Source organism: Cobetia sp. L2A1 (assembly GCF_009796845.1).
Taxonomy (GTDB): Bacteria; Pseudomonadota; Gammaproteobacteria; order Pseudomonadales; family Halomonadaceae; genus Cobetia.
Window position 1 is genome coordinate 3,675,919 of the sequence record NZ_CP047025.1, and the last position, 15,123, is coordinate 3,691,041.

Below are 15,123 nucleotides of genomic sequence, written 5' to 3' on the forward strand. Positions count from 1 at the left end.
TGTCATGGCATTGCTGACCCCCCTGCTATTGGCGACCGCTGAGCGGACGCTCAACCAGCTACTCGCCCGAGATCCGGCCTCTGCCACCCGCCTCAATGCGCTGGTAGGCCGACGCCTGCTGTTGCGGGTCGAACGGCCCGCCTTTGATCTACTGGTGCACTTCGATCTGCAGGGCCTGACGCTATTACGCCTACCGGAAGCGAAAGAGACCGACGGCGACGTGGTAGTAGAGCTCGACATGGAAACTGCTGCCGCACTCCTCTCCGGCGAGCCGATCGAACGATTGATGTTCGAGGGCCGTCTGGCAGTGCGCGGGCGCATTCATCTATTGGAAAGTGCCCGTGAACTGGTGATGGACCTCGACCTGGATTGGGAAGGTGCGCTAGGCGAATGGTTTGGCGAGACTCCCGGCCATAGCCTGGCCAATGGCCTGCGTAGTCTCGGACGCTTTGGCCTGACCAGTCGTCGTGAGCTGGAGCTGGATCTGCGCGAATACCTCACCGAGGAGGCCCACTGGCTGCCAGGTCATGCACAGATGAATGTTGCCCGTGACGAGCTGACCGAACTGGCACAGTGCCTTGATCGCACCGAGGCACGTCTCGCACGTCTGCGCCGTCACCTTGAAGCCGCAACGGCTTCATCTGCGACCTCAACCAACCCTTCTGACCGGGAGTGCCAGCCGTCGTGAGACTCTATCGCCTGCTGAGCATCCTGTGGGTCATCGTCCGCTATCGCCTCGATAACCTGATTCCGCTCTCGCGCGTGCCGGCGTTGCTACGACCTCTGGTCAAGCTATCGCCACTACGCCTGTTCCCCATCGGAAATCGCTCACGCGGAGAACGTCTTCGGCTGGCGCTGGAAGCGCTAGGGCCGATCTTCATCAAGTTCGGCCAGATGCTATCCACCCGTCGTGATCTGCTACCGGCTGATATCGCTGACGAGCTCAAGCGCCTGCAAGACCAGGTGCCGCCTTTCGAGAACAAGGTCGCGCGTGAACTCGTCGAGCAAGAGCTGGGCATGTCTGTCGAGGAAGCCTTTGCTGAATTCGAGGCCCAACCACTAGCCTCTGCTTCGATTGCTCAGGTGCATGCAGCGCGTCTTCATGATGGTTCTGATGTGGTCGTGAAGGTCATTCGTCCGCGCATTGAGCAAGTGATGCGCCAGGACATTGGACTGCTGTACCTGTTCGCACGCATTCTGATGAAGATCTCACCGGAAGCACGCCGCCTGCGTCCGGTAGAAGTCGTCTCTGACTATGAAGCGACGCTGTTCGACGAACTGGACATGCACAAGGAGGCGGCTAACACCTCTCAGCTCAAGCGTAACTTCCTCGACTCGCCACTGCTCTACGTGCCCGCCATCCATTGGCCACTGACCCGTCGTCGGGTCATGGTGCAGGAACGCATTCGCGGCATTCCTGTCGCCGAGATTGATGAGCTGAACGCGCAGGGCACTGATCTGAAGAAGCTGGCAGAACGCGGCGTGGAGATCTTCTTCACGCAGGTCTTTCGTGACAACTTCTTCCATGCCGACATGCACCCCGGCAATATCTTTGTCTCCCGTGAGAACCCGCACGATCCGCAGTTCATCGCCATCGACTGCGGTATCGTCGGCAGTCTCACGCGGGAAGACCAGGACTATCTGGCGCGTAACCTGCTGGCCTTTTTCCGTCAGGATTACTACGAGGTAGCGGTGTTGCACATCGAGTCCGGCTGGGTCGGCGAGGGGACACGTGCCAACGAATTTGCCGCCGCCATACGCGCTGTCTGTGAGCCGATTCTCGAGAAACCGCTCAAGGACATCAGCTTCGGCCAGGTGCTGCTGGGGCTGTTTCAAACGGCGCGACGCTTCAACATGGAAGTTCAGCCACAGTTGGTGTTGCTGCAAAAAACCCTGCTCAACATCGAAGGGTTGGGCCGCCAGCTGTATCCGGAACTGGATCTGTGGGCCACCGCCCGACCCTATCTGGAGCGCTGGATGAAAGAGCGTGCGGGCCCCAAGGCATTCTGGAACGAGCTGCTCAAGCAAGCGCCGGAACTGTCTCACCAACTACCACAACTGCCGGTGATGGCCTTCCAGGCGCTAGAACGTATCGAGGACGAACACCGTGCCCGCACGCGTCAGACCGAAGCCATCACGACACTGCGCGATCGTGTCTCCAGCGCCGCCAGTACCAGCTGGCGTTTGCGCGCTGGTGCGCTATTGATCGCAGGTGCACTGGGGTGGCAGCCCCTGATGGCCTGGGCAGAAACTCAGTCCCCGATAGTGCTCGCAGGCGCAGGACTCGGCATTTTGTTATTGCTATGGCGCTGAACCTATCCGCAAGCCATATAGCCGCTTATTGTTGACGTGACTTGCCCGCTCATAGAGCGCAGTGCAATATGAATGTCATGTAACGGTTGCATCCTGAGTCGCATGTCCGCGACACACTCACGGGTGGCTGATGGGATGTACGCACTGTTCTGTAGACGACATGTCGGCTTCTCGTCTACAGAACACGATTTGATGCTTTGGGCAGCGATGCTTTGCAGCGATGCTTTTTTGAAGCGATGCTTTCAGGAATGATGATTCATGAGTGATATTCTCAACCGTCTGTCGGTAGTACTGGCAGAGCGGCGCGACGCTGACCCGACCTCTTCCTATGTGGCGAGCCTGCATCACAAAGGGCTCAACAAGGTGTTAGAGAAGATCGGCGAAGAGGCGACCGAGACAGTACTGGCCGCCAAGGATTTCACACAGGACGATGTGGACTCTCACCGTGCACTGATCGGTGAAACAGCCGACCTGTGGTTCCATTCCCTGGTCATGCTCTCGCACCTGGGATTGGACCATCAGGAAGTGTTAGATGAACTGGCACGCCGCTTTGGCGTCTCGGGTCACGATGAAAAGGCCGCTCGCGGTCAGTGATGGATCAGCAACTTATCGGCGCAAGCCATTTTTCTCGGCAGCGGTGACGACACCCTGCAAGACTCAAGGCCTCATGACCTAGTCTCAGCGGCCACAACGGAGAACTTCCCATGTTAGGTGGCATCAGTATCTGGCAGCTTTTGATCGTACTCGGCATCATCATCTTGATTTTCGGAACCAAGAAGCTACGCAACGTCGGGTCTGATCTCGGTGGTGCGGTGAAGGGCTTCAAGGGCGCCATGAAAGAAGAAGAGAAAAAGTCGGAAGAGACGGCCGCTCAGCAGAAGGTTGCTCATGAGGAGTCGCGCGGCGAAACCATCGATGTCGAGGCTGAACGCCGCGATGCCGCTGACAAGCGCTCGTAACCCGCATGTTCGATATCGGCTTTTTTGAATTGGCATTGATCGCGCTACTGGCGTTGATCGTGCTCGGCCCGGAGCGTCTGCCTCGGGCCGCCCGTACGGCGGGCCTGTGGCTAGGCCGCATCAAGCGCAGCGTCTCGGGCATTCAGCAGGAAATCAGTGCACAGCTGGAAGCCGAAGAACTGCGTCAGACGCTCAATGAGCAGAAGAAACAGCTCGACGAGACGTTGGCTCACGCACGCAATGAAGCACGCGACGTGGAGAACAGCATCACACAGCCGACACCCCCTGCTGACACTGCGCCGTCTGTCGGCAAGGCGCCTTCTCTCGACAAGGCTACTGCTGTCGACAAGGCACCAACTGTCGGTCAGTCCTCTACCGTACTGCCTACGCCCGAAAGCTCCCGCCCTGCTGGGGCTGACAAGCTCGACGGTGAGCCGAACGCCGCATCCATCACCAGTGAGTCACGGGAGCCGCGTTCCTGATGAGTGATCCGCATGCCCCGGAGCCGGATTCAACCTCCACCGGCGAGACTGTCCACGCACCGCTCATTGAGCATCTTATCGAGCTACGCTCAAGATTATTGCGTGCCACTGTCGTTGTGCTGGTGGTGTTTGCCGCGCTGTATGGCTTCTCCAATCAGATTTACCTCTACGTGGCTGAGCCTTTGATGGCGCTGCTGCCGCCAGGGTCACAGATGATCGCCACAGAAGTGGCCTCGCCCTTCCTGGCTCCCTTCAAGTTGACACTGGTCGTGGCGCTATTCCTTGGCATCCCCATGGTGCTATATCAGGCTTGGGCCTTCATCGCGCCAGGGCTTTACGAAAACGAGAAAGCATTGGCACTACCGTTGCTCGCCTCCAGCATTGTGTTGTTCTATGCCGGCGCTGCCTTCGCGTACTACGTGGTGTTCCCGCTGCTGTTCAAGTTCTTTACCACTACAGGCCCCGAGAACGTGGCGATCATGACGGACATCAATCAATATCTGAATTTTGTCCTCAAGCTGTTCTTCGCCTTCGGTGTCGCGTTCGAGATTCCCATTGCCACCTTCCTGCTGATCTGGACAGGTGCCACGTCAGTTGAGGCGCTAAGCAAAAAGCGCCCTTACATCGTGATCGGCTGTTTCGTGGTCGGCATGATGCTGACGCCGCCGGATGTGATTTCTCAATCACTGCTGGCGATTCCGATGTGGCTGTTATTTGAAGTTGGCATTCTGTCGGCACGCTTCTTCAAACGTCGTCGCGCATTGCCAGCGAAAGATGCCACACAAGAACCATCGTAAGCGTGCGACACGCTAGCTAGCCGTGAATCGTCCAAACGCAAACACCCCGCCATTGGCGGGGTGTTTGCGTTTTATATCTTGAAAGTCGTGTCTGGCTTCATGAGTGGTTAACGCGAGTTAACATTCATTGGCGGCTAGTTCTGCTTATCCGCCTCACGTGCCTGATCATCCGTGATCCAGCCGTCGATACGATCCACCAGCTTGAAAATACCTTCGGCTGCTTCACTGATGCGCTCAGCCAGCATGTAGGCAGGCGTGGTAATAACGCGATTGGCAGCGTCGATCACGATATCCGTCACTTCACAACTCTTGTGCAAGCCGCCCTGCGCACTGATCGCACCTGCGACACTGGCATCGCTACCCACGGTAACGGAAATGCCCTGCCCCAACAGCTGCGGCACCATTACCGGCGCAATGCACATCACACCAATCGGCTTGCCTTCCTCATGGAAGGGCTGCACGGCGGCGCGCAGGCCCTCGATAACCTCGAAATCAGCACCCTTGACAGCAAAGTTACTCAGATTCTTGGCGGCACCAAAGCCACCAGGCAGAATCAGTGCATCAAAGTCATCGACAGAAAGTTCATCCAGCGGCCGTACCTTGCCTCGCGCCAGGCGTGCAGACTCGATGAGCACGTTGCGAGTCTCGTGCATTTCTTCGCCTGTAGAATGATTGATCACATGATGCTGCTCGATATCGGGCGCAAAGCATTCATAGGCAATGCCCAGCTGATCGAGACGCAACATGGTCAAGGTCGTTTCGTAGATTTCGGAGCCATCGTAGACACCGCAACCGGAAAGGATCAGCGCTACCTGCTTGGTCATGGGATACTCCATTGACGGTGAACTGTTTCCGGCGAAGCCGGACAGGTCAGAAAGACATGCGTGGACAGCGGACGTTGGCAGCCATGCAGGCAAAGGATGCCAATACGCCGGTGACTCAAGACTATGGGCAGGTCGGTCACAACTCAAGCCATGATCATGCGTATCATCTTGCGACTTGCCATACCCTCCATCGTCATACATCAATAATTACGCATACAACGCGACACCGTGCCTCATGCTGCGCGCCTGCTGTCATGGTGACGCACTGATATACTCAAGGCACCATCGCATGGCGCTGTATCAGTGCCATGCTCATCTCCCGCATCGACTGGCCGCCCTTGTAATATTATTGAAATATTATAAACCTAGACTGCCAACGTCCATGACGGGAACGGACTATCCGACCCGGAGAGTGATTCTTGAGCCAACGTACCCCGCGCCAGTTTCCTGCGACCCGTATGCGCCGTATGCGCAAGGATGACTTCTCCCGCCGTCTGATGCGTGAAAATCAGCTGACGGCGGATGACTTGATCCTGCCGGTATTCGTGCTGGAGGGCGCTCAGCGCCGTGAAGCCGTCCCCAGCATGCCTGGCGTCGAGCGACTGTCCATCGACCTGTTGGTCGAGGAATGTCGCGAAGTTCACGCACTGGGCGTGCCGGCCATTGCGCTATTCCCGGTGGTGGATATCGATGCCAAGACGCTTTACGCCGAGGAGTCCTACAACCCTGCCGGGCTTGTTCAGCGCTGCATACGCGCCCTCAAGGAGGCACTACCGACGCTGGGCGTGATCACTGATGTGGCACTGGATCCGTATACCACACACGGTCAGGACGGCATCCTGGATGATGACGGTTACGTGCTCAATGACCGTACCGTAGAGACACTCATCAAACAGGCGCTATCTCATGCTGAAGCGGGTGCCGATGTCATCGCCCCCTCCGACATGATGGACGGTCGTATTGGCTCGATTCGTGCCATGCTGGAACAGGAAGGTCTGATCAATACACGCATCATGGCGTATTCGGCCAAGTATGCGTCGAACTACTACGGCCCCTTCCGTGATGCAGTCGGCTCCAGCAGCAATCTGGGCAAGGCGGACAAGCAGACCTACCAGATGGACCCGGCCAACAGCGACGAAGCGATGCACGAAGTCGCCATGGACGTGGCCGAGGGTGCCGATATGGTGATGGTCAAACCGGGCATGCCGTATCTGGACGTCGTCACGCGCGTGAAGACCGAATTGCAGGTGCCGACCTTCGCCTATCAGGTCAGCGGCGAATACGCCATGCACATGGCAGCCTTCCAAAATGGTTGGCTGGACGCCGACAAGGTCATTCTCGAGTCCCTGACATGCTTCAAACGTGCGGGTGCCGACGGCATTCTCACCTACTTTGCCCGCCGGGCTGCCGAGCTACTGGCGGAAAAGAACCGCCTTTGACAACCCCGGCGACTGCGGCTGACCGGGATCATGGAGTTGATGATGGAACAGACGCACAAGCACACCCGTGACGATCACTCGGATACCTTGGCGGACGTCAGTATCCGCCCGGCTCAGGATGATTCGGAAGCTGCCGCACCGGCAGCTTCCGGTGAACTTCAGATCAGCGGGGCAGACCTGCCGACGGATGAACCACCCGCACTGGAACCACCGCCTCTGCGGGTCAACCGGACCCGCACTGGCATTCATGCCAAGGCAACGCTCTCACCGGAAGCGGACCTTGCGGATCCGGCACTATATTTCAACCGCGAACTGTCCAACCTTCAATTCAATATCCGTGTACTCGAACAGGCACAGGACACTTCGCACCCTCTGCTCAATCGACTGATGTTCCTGCTGATCTTCACGTCCAACATGGACGAATTCTTCGAAATTAGAGTGGCTGGCCTCAAGCATCAGATCGCCTTTGATCGAACTGATCCCGGTCCCGATGGCATGCTGCCCGGCAAGGTGCTGGATGAGATCTCACGCATCACTCACGAGCAGGTAGAGCGTCAGTACCGCATTCTCAACGAGGAGCTGATCCCCGCCCTTGAAGAGCAGCACATCCGCTTTCGACGCCGCAATCAGTGGAACGCCAAGCAGAAGGCCTGGGTGCGCAGCTACTTCGAGGACGAGATTCAACCCGTCATCAGCCCGATCGGGCTCGATCCGTCGCATCCCTTCCCGCGCCTCGTCAACAAGAGCCTCAATTTCATCGTCGAGCTGGAAGGCAAGGATGCCTTTGGCCGCGAAGGTGGCCTGGCCATTCTACCAGCGCCACGCTCACTGCCACGCCTGATTCGGGTGCCCGACGACATCACCGATGCTGGCTACACCGAATATGTCTTCCTGTCCTCGATGATTCATGCGCATGCTCAGGAGCTATTCCCGGGGATGAAGATCAAGGGCTGTTATCAGTTCCGTCTGACACGTAACGCCGACTTGTCCGTCGATGCCGAGGATGTCTCGGACCTTGCCTCCGCGTTGCGTGGTGAGCTGCTGGCACGCCGTTATGGCGACGGTGTCCGCTTGGAAGTGGCCGACAACTGCCCCGAGACGCTCTATGCCTTCCTGCTCAAGCAATTCGAACTGGAGCTGCGCGATCTTTATCAGGTCAAAGGGCCCGTCAATCTCAATCGCTTGATGGAAGTCATCGGCGATGTCGGCCGCGAGGACCTGCTCTACGCGCCCTTCACGCCCGGCATTCCGAAGGCATTGAAAGGTGATGGCAGTCTGTTCGATGCCATCCGCCGCGAAGACATCCTGCTTCATCATCCGTTCCAGTCATTCTCGCCGGTCGAGAATCTGATGGCCGAAGCGGCACGCGACCCCAACGTGCTGGCGATCAAGCAGACGCTCTATCGCACGGGCGCTGACTCCAACATCGTCTCATCTCTGGTGGAAGCGGCACGTCAGGGCAAGGAGATCACGGTCGTGATCGAGCTGCGCGCGCGCTTCGATGAAGCAGACAACCTGCAGCTGGCATCACGCCTGCAAGAAGCCGGTGCCATCGTCATCTACGGCGTGATGGCCTACAAGACCCACGCCAAGATGCTGCACATCGTGCGCCGCGAGAATGGTGAGCTGCGCCATTACGCTCACCTGGGCACGGGCAACTATCATGCAAAGACGGCGCGTCTGTATACCGATTACAGCCTGCTGACCTCCAACGAGACGCTATGCGAGGATGTCCACAAGGTCTTCCAGCAACTGACGGGCATGGGCAAGCAGCGCACGATCGAGAAGTTGCTGCATGCGCCCTTCACTCTGCATGAGCGCATGGTGGAGATGATCGATCGCGAGACCCGCAATGCCGAGAAGGGCAAGCGCGCGCACGTCATCGTCAAGTGCAATTCGCTGACGGAACCCAAGCTGATTCGTGCGTTGTATCGTGCCTCACGCGCTGGCGTACAGTGCGATCTGATCATCCGTGGTGTGTGTTGCCTACGCCCTGGCGTGCCAGGTATCTCCGACAACATCCGCGTGCGCTCAGTGATCGGGCGCTTCCTCGAGCACACGCGCACCTTCCACTTCCACAATGCCGGCAGCCCGGAAACCTGGTGTTCCAGTGCGGACTTCATGGAGCGCAACATGTTCCACCGCGTCGAGACCTGCTTCCCGCTGCTGGACAAGAAACTGGCCCAGCGCGTCCGCAAGGATCTGGACACTTATCTGGTCGACAACTGCCAAAGCTGGCGCCTCGAAAGCGACGGCCACTATACCCAGTTGGATGCCGGCGATGCCGAGCCGATCAGCGTGCAGGAGACCCTGCTGTTCGCCTACGCTGCCAAGGCCTGATGCTTTTCTGCTATTGCTGACATCATATCGTCTCCGCCCTTTCGACCCTCACGCTAACCCGTGAGGGTCGTTTTCGTTATGAGCAACTTCGCACAACACCATCACACAGGATGCTCGTCACTCCTTTGCTCGCTTGATGAGCGCTGGTCTGACACAGATACACATGAAAAAGCCCCCGCATCTTGGATGCAGGGGCTTCATTGACACTCAGGCGTGATCCGTCACACCGCCAGCGTCTCAGACACCGACCTGGCCACCATCGGCACGCTGAATCACGACGGTGGATGCACGCGGACGCACGCTCCCTTGTGTCACGGCAGTAGCATCATCGCCCTGCGGCCAATTACTCGGATGCTGGATGTTGACGAATAGCGCCGTTCTGTCTGGCGTCGCGAAGATCCCGGTCACTTCACAGCCATTCGGGCCCACCGCAAAGCGCTTGAGCTGCGCCTGGTTGTCAGCACCGATCACCGCAGCATCGCCCTCAGCCTGCTGGAGTGCCGCCGGCACGACAGCCAGAACCTGATCATTGGTGGCATCTGCCACGCCTTCATAACCGTTGTCAGTCTCGATCCACAGGATACCCTGGCCGTCTTCACGCTCATCGAAGTACAGGCCATCGGGACTGGCAAACTGGTTCATCTCGGTCAGGCCGGACAGGTTGTCCGCATCACTGGCAGCGGCACCAAAGACGAAGATTTCCCAATCGAAGTTGCCATGCCCTTCAGTTTCGCGCCAGCGGATGATCTGGCCTGCCTCGTTATCGGCACGCGGGTTGGCAGCGTTGGCCGGTGCTGTCTTGTAGCCGACACCCAGTTCTTCAATCGCCTTGCCATCGGCCGTGAAGGCCGCAGCAGATCCCTTTTCGGTACGATCAGTGTTGTTGGTCAACGTCATGTAGACCTCACCCGAGATCGGGTCCACCGCGCCCCACTCCGGGCGGTCCATCGGTGTCGCACCCATCAGATCAGCCGCATCAGCGGTATGCACGATGATGCCAGCCAGATCATCGGCAGCCAGATTCAAGGCCGCTGCCAGCGTGCGGCCATCCTTGGTCACGGAGTCCGGTGTCAGCTTGAGCCATTTGCCAGTGCCATCGGCAGAGAACTGGGCAACATGCAGCGTGCCCTTGTCCATGTACTTGCTGCCGATCGCCAGACGGTCCTTCTTGTCTCCTGCCACATGTGCATCGGAGGCATCCCACTTGGCGTCAGACACGAATTTGTAGATGTATTCGTTGCGCGAGTCATGACCCGAATAGAAAACGACTGGCTCGCCTGCCACCAGCTTGCCCGGCCAGCAGCCTTCGTGACGGAAACGACCGAGTGCAGTGCGCTTGACGGCCTTGGCGTCGGTATAGGGATCGATCTCGACGATATAGCCGAAGGACCGCGGCTCATTGCGGTAATCGCCGGTAGCGCTATCTGCGGTCGGAGTGTTGTCAAAGCGTGCAAATTCACCGCTGACCTCGCCGGCATCACCTGCGGCGGTTTCCCATCCATAACGGCCGCGCTCGGTCTCGATGCCGAGACGATCATCGTCCAACTCGCGACCTTCACGCTTGACGAAATATCCCGGCCAGTTCTCTTCACAGGTCAGGTAGGTGCCCCACGGGGTATAGCCATTGGCGCAGTTGTTGTTGGTACCACGTGCCAGCATGCCGTCTTTCGAGAACACCGTCTTGACGTAGTCGCTACCGGCCACCGGACCACTAAGCTCCATTTCGCTGACGCTGGTGAAACGACGGTTGTAGCCGGATTCTGTCACCACGTTCCACTTGCCAGCGGTATCTTTCTTGATCTCGATGACCGACACACCGTGTGCATTGATCTCGGTACGCACTTCATCCGCCGGACGCTTGCCTTCATCGGTATTGGTTGCACCGCCCTTGGGCGCCCACAGGGCATCCTGGTCGATATATTCGTTGTTCATGACCAGCAGGAAGTTGCTGGAGGCTGTCTCTGCCGCGAGTGCGAAGTTGTGCATGCCATCATGGTGCATGCCGACGCTGTTGGCCTGAATCTCAGGCGTCAGGGCAAGATCTTCACGCCACTGTGGCGCAGCGCTATTGAGCGGTGTACCCCACGGCGCCAACACCTGAGCGGTATAGCCAGCGGGAACGACGAAGGCATCGGTACGCGAGCCATTGATGGACTCGAACGCCAGAGTCAGCGGAGTCTTCTCGGGCATGGGTGCTTTTTTGTTGCTGTCGTCACTATTGGCAGCACCGCTGAAACCGGCAAGACCAAAGCCACCCAGTACGCTGACAGCCGCCATCCCCAGACCACCCTGTAACACATTGCGGCGAGAGATATGCTTTTCGATGACAGATGAAAACGGCTCATTGCTACTGGCATTCAGCAGGCGATGATCTTCAATTTCCTTGCTCATGAATATTCCCCGGTGTCAGGTTGCGGGTTGTTCTTCTGGGACATGGCAGCCAATCGCTTACCAAAGGCCACAGAAGTGATACGCGAACCGGATGACATTCATGTGACGGAGCCAAGGCAGTACGGCAGAGACGACGACACCCAGCGACAGGAAAGCCGCTGGGTGTCGGGGTATCGAGAGAGATCGAGGGTGATCAGCAAACTATCGAAAAGCGATCGAGATCAAGCCAGTATCTGCCAGCATCAGCCCAAAATACCTTTTGGACTTAGGCCAAGAATCAATGCCAGAGCGTACTCGAGTAGCTATCAGATACTCCGTAGACGCTCAGCCGCGAGCATCAGCAGGTGCTCCGTCGTCTCCCAGCCGAGGCAGGCATCGGTGACAGACACGCCATGACGCAGCTGAGACAACCGTGAGGCCACCGGTAGCGCCTGCTTACCTTCATTGAGATGGCTCTCAAGCATCACGCCAACCAATGCGTCGTCGCCTTGCATGCGCTGAGACAGCACATCGAGCATCACTTCGCTTTGCCGACGATGGTCCTTGCGCGAATTGGCATGACTACAATCCACCATCAGACGTGGTGTCAGGCCTGCACTTTCCAACTCACGGCGACAGGCTGCCACAGAGGCTGCATCGTAATTGGGCTGACCGTGGCCACCGCGCAACACGACATGCGTGTGCGGGTTACCCGTGGTCTCGATCAAGGCCGGACGACCATCGTCGTCCATACCGAAGTGACGGTGACCATGCGCTGCTGCCCCTATCGCCTGTATCGCGACCTCAACACCACCGTCAGTGCCATTCTTGAAACCCACTGCACAACCAAGGCCTGAAGCCATCTCACGGTGAATCTGAGACTCTGTGGTACGCGCACCGATAGCGGCCCAGCCCAGCAGGTCTTCCAGGTAGGCGGCCGTCAGCGGCTGTAGCAGCTCGGTCGCGACGGGCAGTCCCATCTGATTGATTTCCAGCATCAGCTGACGTGCCTGATGCAGACCGGCGGCCATGTCATCACTACCGTCTAGATGCGGATCATAAGCCAGTCCCTTCCAGCCGACTGTCGTACGCGGCTTCTCGACATAGACACGCATCACCAACTTGAGACGATCACGCACCTTGGGCTCTATTGCTACCAGGCGAGCTGCGTATTCACGTGCAGCCTTCGTGTCGTGGATCGAACATGGCCCCACGACAACCAGCATGCGGTCATCTTCACCGGCGAGAATGGCGTTGATCTCGGCACGATGCTGAAGAAGTTCGGTTTGCAGTGCAGCACTGACTGGCAGGCTCACTCGTAGTTCAGCGGCGCTGGGCAAGGCTTCACGACTGATGCGCCCAGTAGTCAGGGAAGGTGTCGGGCGGGCATCAGGGATCGTCACAGTAGCGTTCTCGGTCTCATTCTCGGAAAGGTCGTTAGCCGTCATGACACGTTCAAGGCTGGCATTCATGGTCTTTATCTCCGGTGATGAAGCATCTGCTCCATCACGCAATATTCAGTCTGGCAAACAGGGACTTCGCAACATGTCACTCTGGTGGCTCTCGCCCTGCCCCGCGGTGACAGCGGCAAGAGATAGGGCGCCACTAAATCGCCAGCGCCAATAACCATGCACGACCCGTAAGGAAGCAAGGATGAAGCGAGTCAATGTGGTCGTGGTGCGCATGGCAATTCCTCTGTTCATTCAAGCTGAGATCATTCGTGTCGCGATTGCTGGTCTACCAGTCCCGAGACGATGCCCTGTATTCGTACAAATTGACCGGACCATAAATACAAAAACCCCCGGTCGTGGCTGCGACCGGGGGTTTTTCAAGGTGGTGGCAGCCCGTACAAGACAGGCGCGCCGTAACCTCAGGCGCGCCCCTGTATAAACCAATACCAATAATCCGCAGCACACGTACTGCTGACTACCTGACCCGAAGGGCAGACAGTGGCAGAACGCAAGCTGGAAGATGTCGGGGGGTTCATGGGCAAGACCAGTATCCATTAACAACAATAAAGTGACATTATGCCAATAACGTAACGCATGAAGCGCGAGATCTCTATCCTTGCATCCAGAATCGTCGTGCGCAAGCGTGATCAGGCAACTATTCGTTGCCAGCTTGGCGTAAGGGAGACTATCGGCTCAGATATGCATCAGTATAATCATTGCTTGCCGACCGATCTTGATGACCGGCAACGCGCATTCGTTCAGCGGTGTCTGACCTACCGCGCCCACAGCCTGGAATGCATGCATGCAGGATACCCGAAATGACGCACTCGTAGAGTATCTGCTGGGATGTGCCCGGCAGGATGCAAAGGCACTGGATCGACTTTATCGTGCAACCAGTGCGCATCTATACGCTCAGTTGATGCGTATCTTGAGACATGAGGCATCCGCGCAGGATTGTCTTCAGCAGGTATACATCCGGATATGGGCTGCCGCTGGCCAGTATGATGCCAACCGCGCCCGCCCGATGACTTGGCTTGGCACCATGACTCGCAATATCGCCATCGACTGGATACGTCGACAGCGCCCCAGCGAGCATGACAGTGATGAATTGATCGCAGCCATGCCAGGGCTCAGTGATATCGAGGCAGATGTCGACCTGGCCCAGCATAGTGGTGAACTCCATCAATGCTTGGCCGAGCTGAATGATGATCAGCGCCGCGCCCTGGAACTGGCCTATTTCGAAGGCCTAACCCACCAGGATCTGGCCAACCAATTGGACCAGCCCTTAGGCACCGTCAAGAGCTGGGTCCGACGTGGACTCGAGAGGTTGAAGATATGCATGAGTCATTTGATCTGAGCGACCCCGAACTGCGCGAAATCGCAGCGGGTGAATACGCGCTCGGCACACTGACACGTGACGAACGCACAGCTTTTGAATCGTTGCTGTCCGTCAGCCACGACGTACAACGCGATGTAGAACGCTGGCGCGAACACCTGAACGTGTTCAACGAGCAGCTGACACCCATTGCGCCGCCTGCCAGTGTCTGGAAAGGCATCGCCGAGGCGACCGGTACAGCCCGCCAGCCGTGGTGGCGTCGCCTTGGCCTCTGGCAAGGCATGACAGCTACCGCCTTCAGTGTCGCGCTCGCCATAACGCTGACCTTCAGTCTCGGACAGAACGAGAGCATGGAGAGCGACTATGTGTTCGTGGTCAGTAACCCTGACAGCAGCCCTGGCTGGATCGTCAATGCGTCTCACTCGGGCGAGATGATGGTGCAGGCCGTGAGCCCCAATGCTCCCGCCCCTGGCAAGGTCTGCGAACTCTGGCTGATGACCAAGGATGGCGAGAAACCCATGTCATTGGGCATCCTGCCGCACTCCGGCTCCATGAAGGTGGAAGTGCCGAAGGAATATCTCGCGGCCTTCCCTGACAGTGATCTCGTGATCACGCTGGAAAACCCGGGCGGCGCCCACTCTGGCAAGCAGATGGGACCGACACTCAAGAAAGGTCAGTTCACTGCTGTCGAAGGGCGTCATATCCTGTAGATGACAGGTCGCAGCACGATATGCCATCAACGAAAATGCCCCCGCTGAAAAGCGGGGGCATTTTTGTGTGCATCATCTGGCTAGCCTTCTGGCGCAAGCGAT

13 protein-coding genes are annotated in these 15,123 nt (G+C 57.8%); 10 read left to right on the top strand and 3 right to left on the bottom strand.

Annotated features, from left to right (window positions below):
* The first annotated feature begins 4 nt into the window (after positions 1 to 4).
* The 6 genes from GQR90_RS15585 to tatC all read left to right on the top strand — a co-directional run bounded on the left by GQR90_RS15585 (position 5) and on the right by tatC (position 4,551).
* The gene (locus GQR90_RS15585) at positions 5 to 688 is read left to right on the top strand and encodes a ubiquinone biosynthesis accessory factor UbiJ (RefSeq protein ID WP_158774900.1); all 684 of its coding nucleotides are present in this window, start codon (positions 5 to 7) and stop codon (positions 686 to 688) included.
* A complete protein-coding gene (ubiB, locus tag GQR90_RS15590; RefSeq protein WP_158774901.1) occupies positions 685 to 2,313 on the top strand; it encodes a ubiquinone biosynthesis regulatory protein kinase UbiB in 1,629 nt (542 codons plus the stop codon). Before GQR90_RS15585 ends, ubiB begins: the two co-directional genes overlap by 4 nt.
* 258 nt (positions 2,314 to 2,571) lie before the next feature.
* Positions 2,572 to 2,907: a phosphoribosyl-ATP diphosphatase gene (locus tag GQR90_RS15595; RefSeq protein ID WP_024951275.1), complete on the top strand. Its 336-nt coding sequence runs from the start codon at positions 2,572 to 2,574 to the stop codon at positions 2,905 to 2,907.
* Positions 2,908 to 3,017: 110 nt separating this feature from the next.
* Positions 3,018 to 3,272, top strand: coding sequence for a Sec-independent protein translocase subunit TatA (gene tatA / locus GQR90_RS15600; protein ID WP_158774902.1), 255 nt, complete (start codon positions 3,018 to 3,020; stop codon positions 3,270 to 3,272).
* Between the two features lie 5 nt (positions 3,273 to 3,277).
* On the top strand, positions 3,278 to 3,754 hold the full coding sequence (gene tatB, locus GQR90_RS15605) for a Sec-independent protein translocase protein TatB (protein WP_158774903.1): 477 nt from the start codon (positions 3,278 to 3,280) through the stop codon (positions 3,752 to 3,754).
* Positions 3,754 to 4,551, top strand: a complete 798-nt coding sequence (tatC, locus tag GQR90_RS15610; RefSeq protein WP_158774904.1) for a twin-arginine translocase subunit TatC — start codon at positions 3,754 to 3,756, stop codon at positions 4,549 to 4,551. The genes tatB and tatC overlap by 1 nt, the downstream gene beginning before the upstream one ends.
* Positions 4,552 to 4,685: 134 nt before the next feature.
* Here tatC and elbB read toward each other — a convergent pair whose 3' ends face one another.
* The gene (gene elbB, locus GQR90_RS15615; protein ID WP_158774905.1) at positions 4,686 to 5,375 is read right to left on the bottom strand and encodes an isoprenoid biosynthesis glyoxalase ElbB; all 690 of its coding nucleotides are present in this window, start codon (positions 5,373 to 5,375) and stop codon (positions 4,686 to 4,688) included.
* A gap of 419 nt (positions 5,376 to 5,794) precedes the next feature.
* Between elbB and hemB the strand changes: the two genes are divergently transcribed.
* Positions 5,795 to 6,814, top strand: a complete 1,020-nt coding sequence (hemB, locus tag GQR90_RS15620; RefSeq protein WP_158774906.1) for a porphobilinogen synthase — start codon at positions 5,795 to 5,797, stop codon at positions 6,812 to 6,814.
* 42 nt (positions 6,815 to 6,856) lie between these two features.
* A complete protein-coding gene (gene ppk1, locus GQR90_RS15625; protein ID WP_158774907.1) occupies positions 6,857 to 9,154 on the top strand; it encodes a polyphosphate kinase 1 in 2,298 nt (765 codons plus the stop codon).
* A 237-nt stretch (positions 9,155 to 9,391) separates the two neighbouring features.
* Here ppk1 and GQR90_RS15630 read toward each other — a convergent pair whose 3' ends face one another.
* On the bottom strand, positions 9,392 to 11,545 hold the full coding sequence (locus GQR90_RS15630) for a PhoX family protein (RefSeq protein WP_158774908.1): 2,154 nt from the start codon (positions 11,543 to 11,545) through the stop codon (positions 9,392 to 9,394).
* Positions 11,546 to 11,850: 305 nt separating this feature from the next.
* The gene (locus GQR90_RS15635; protein ID WP_158774909.1) at positions 11,851 to 12,996 is read right to left on the bottom strand and encodes a 3-deoxy-7-phosphoheptulonate synthase; all 1,146 of its coding nucleotides are present in this window, start codon (positions 12,994 to 12,996) and stop codon (positions 11,851 to 11,853) included.
* 781 nt (positions 12,997 to 13,777) lie between these two features.
* Between GQR90_RS15635 and GQR90_RS15640 the strand changes: the two genes are divergently transcribed.
* Positions 13,778 to 14,332 (top strand): sigma-70 family RNA polymerase sigma factor, encoded by a 555-nt coding sequence (locus GQR90_RS15640; RefSeq protein ID WP_158774910.1) that lies wholly within the window; start codon positions 13,778 to 13,780, stop codon positions 14,330 to 14,332.
* Positions 14,311 to 15,021, top strand: a complete 711-nt coding sequence (locus GQR90_RS15645; RefSeq protein ID WP_158774911.1) for an anti-sigma factor — start codon at positions 14,311 to 14,313, stop codon at positions 15,019 to 15,021. The genes GQR90_RS15640 and GQR90_RS15645 overlap by 22 nt, the downstream gene beginning before the upstream one ends.
* The last annotated feature ends 102 nt before the right edge of the window (positions 15,022 to 15,123 follow it).

Bases quoted from the DNA above. Each gene is read 5' to 3' on its own strand.
- GQR90_RS15585 (WP_158774900.1), top strand. From the start codon at position 5: ATGGCATTGCTGACCCCCCTGCTATTGGCGACCGCTGAGCGGACGCTC.
- GQR90_RS15595 (WP_024951275.1), top strand. From the start codon at position 2,572: ATGAGTGATATTCTCAACCGTCTGTCGGTAGTACTGGCAGAGCGGCGC.
- tatA (WP_158774902.1), top strand. From the start codon at position 3,018: ATGTTAGGTGGCATCAGTATCTGGCAGCTTTTGATCGTACTCGGCATC.
- tatB (WP_158774903.1), top strand. From the start codon at position 3,278: ATGTTCGATATCGGCTTTTTTGAATTGGCATTGATCGCGCTACTGGCG.
- tatC (WP_158774904.1), top strand. From the start codon at position 3,754: ATGAGTGATCCGCATGCCCCGGAGCCGGATTCAACCTCCACCGGCGAG.
- elbB (WP_158774905.1), bottom strand. From the start codon at position 5,375: ATGACCAAGCAGGTAGCGCTGATCCTTTCCGGTTGCGGTGTCTACGAT.
- ppk1 (WP_158774907.1), top strand. From the start codon at position 6,857: ATGGAACAGACGCACAAGCACACCCGTGACGATCACTCGGATACCTTG.
- GQR90_RS15630 (WP_158774908.1), bottom strand. From the start codon at position 11,545: ATGAGCAAGGAAATTGAAGATCATCGCCTGCTGAATGCCAGTAGCAAT.
- GQR90_RS15635 (WP_158774909.1), bottom strand. From the start codon at position 12,996: ATGAATGCCAGCCTTGAACGTGTCATGACGGCTAACGACCTTTCCGAG.
- GQR90_RS15640 (WP_158774910.1), top strand. From the start codon at position 13,778: ATGCAGGATACCCGAAATGACGCACTCGTAGAGTATCTGCTGGGATGT.
- GQR90_RS15645 (WP_158774911.1), top strand. From the start codon at position 14,311: ATGCATGAGTCATTTGATCTGAGCGACCCCGAACTGCGCGAAATCGCA.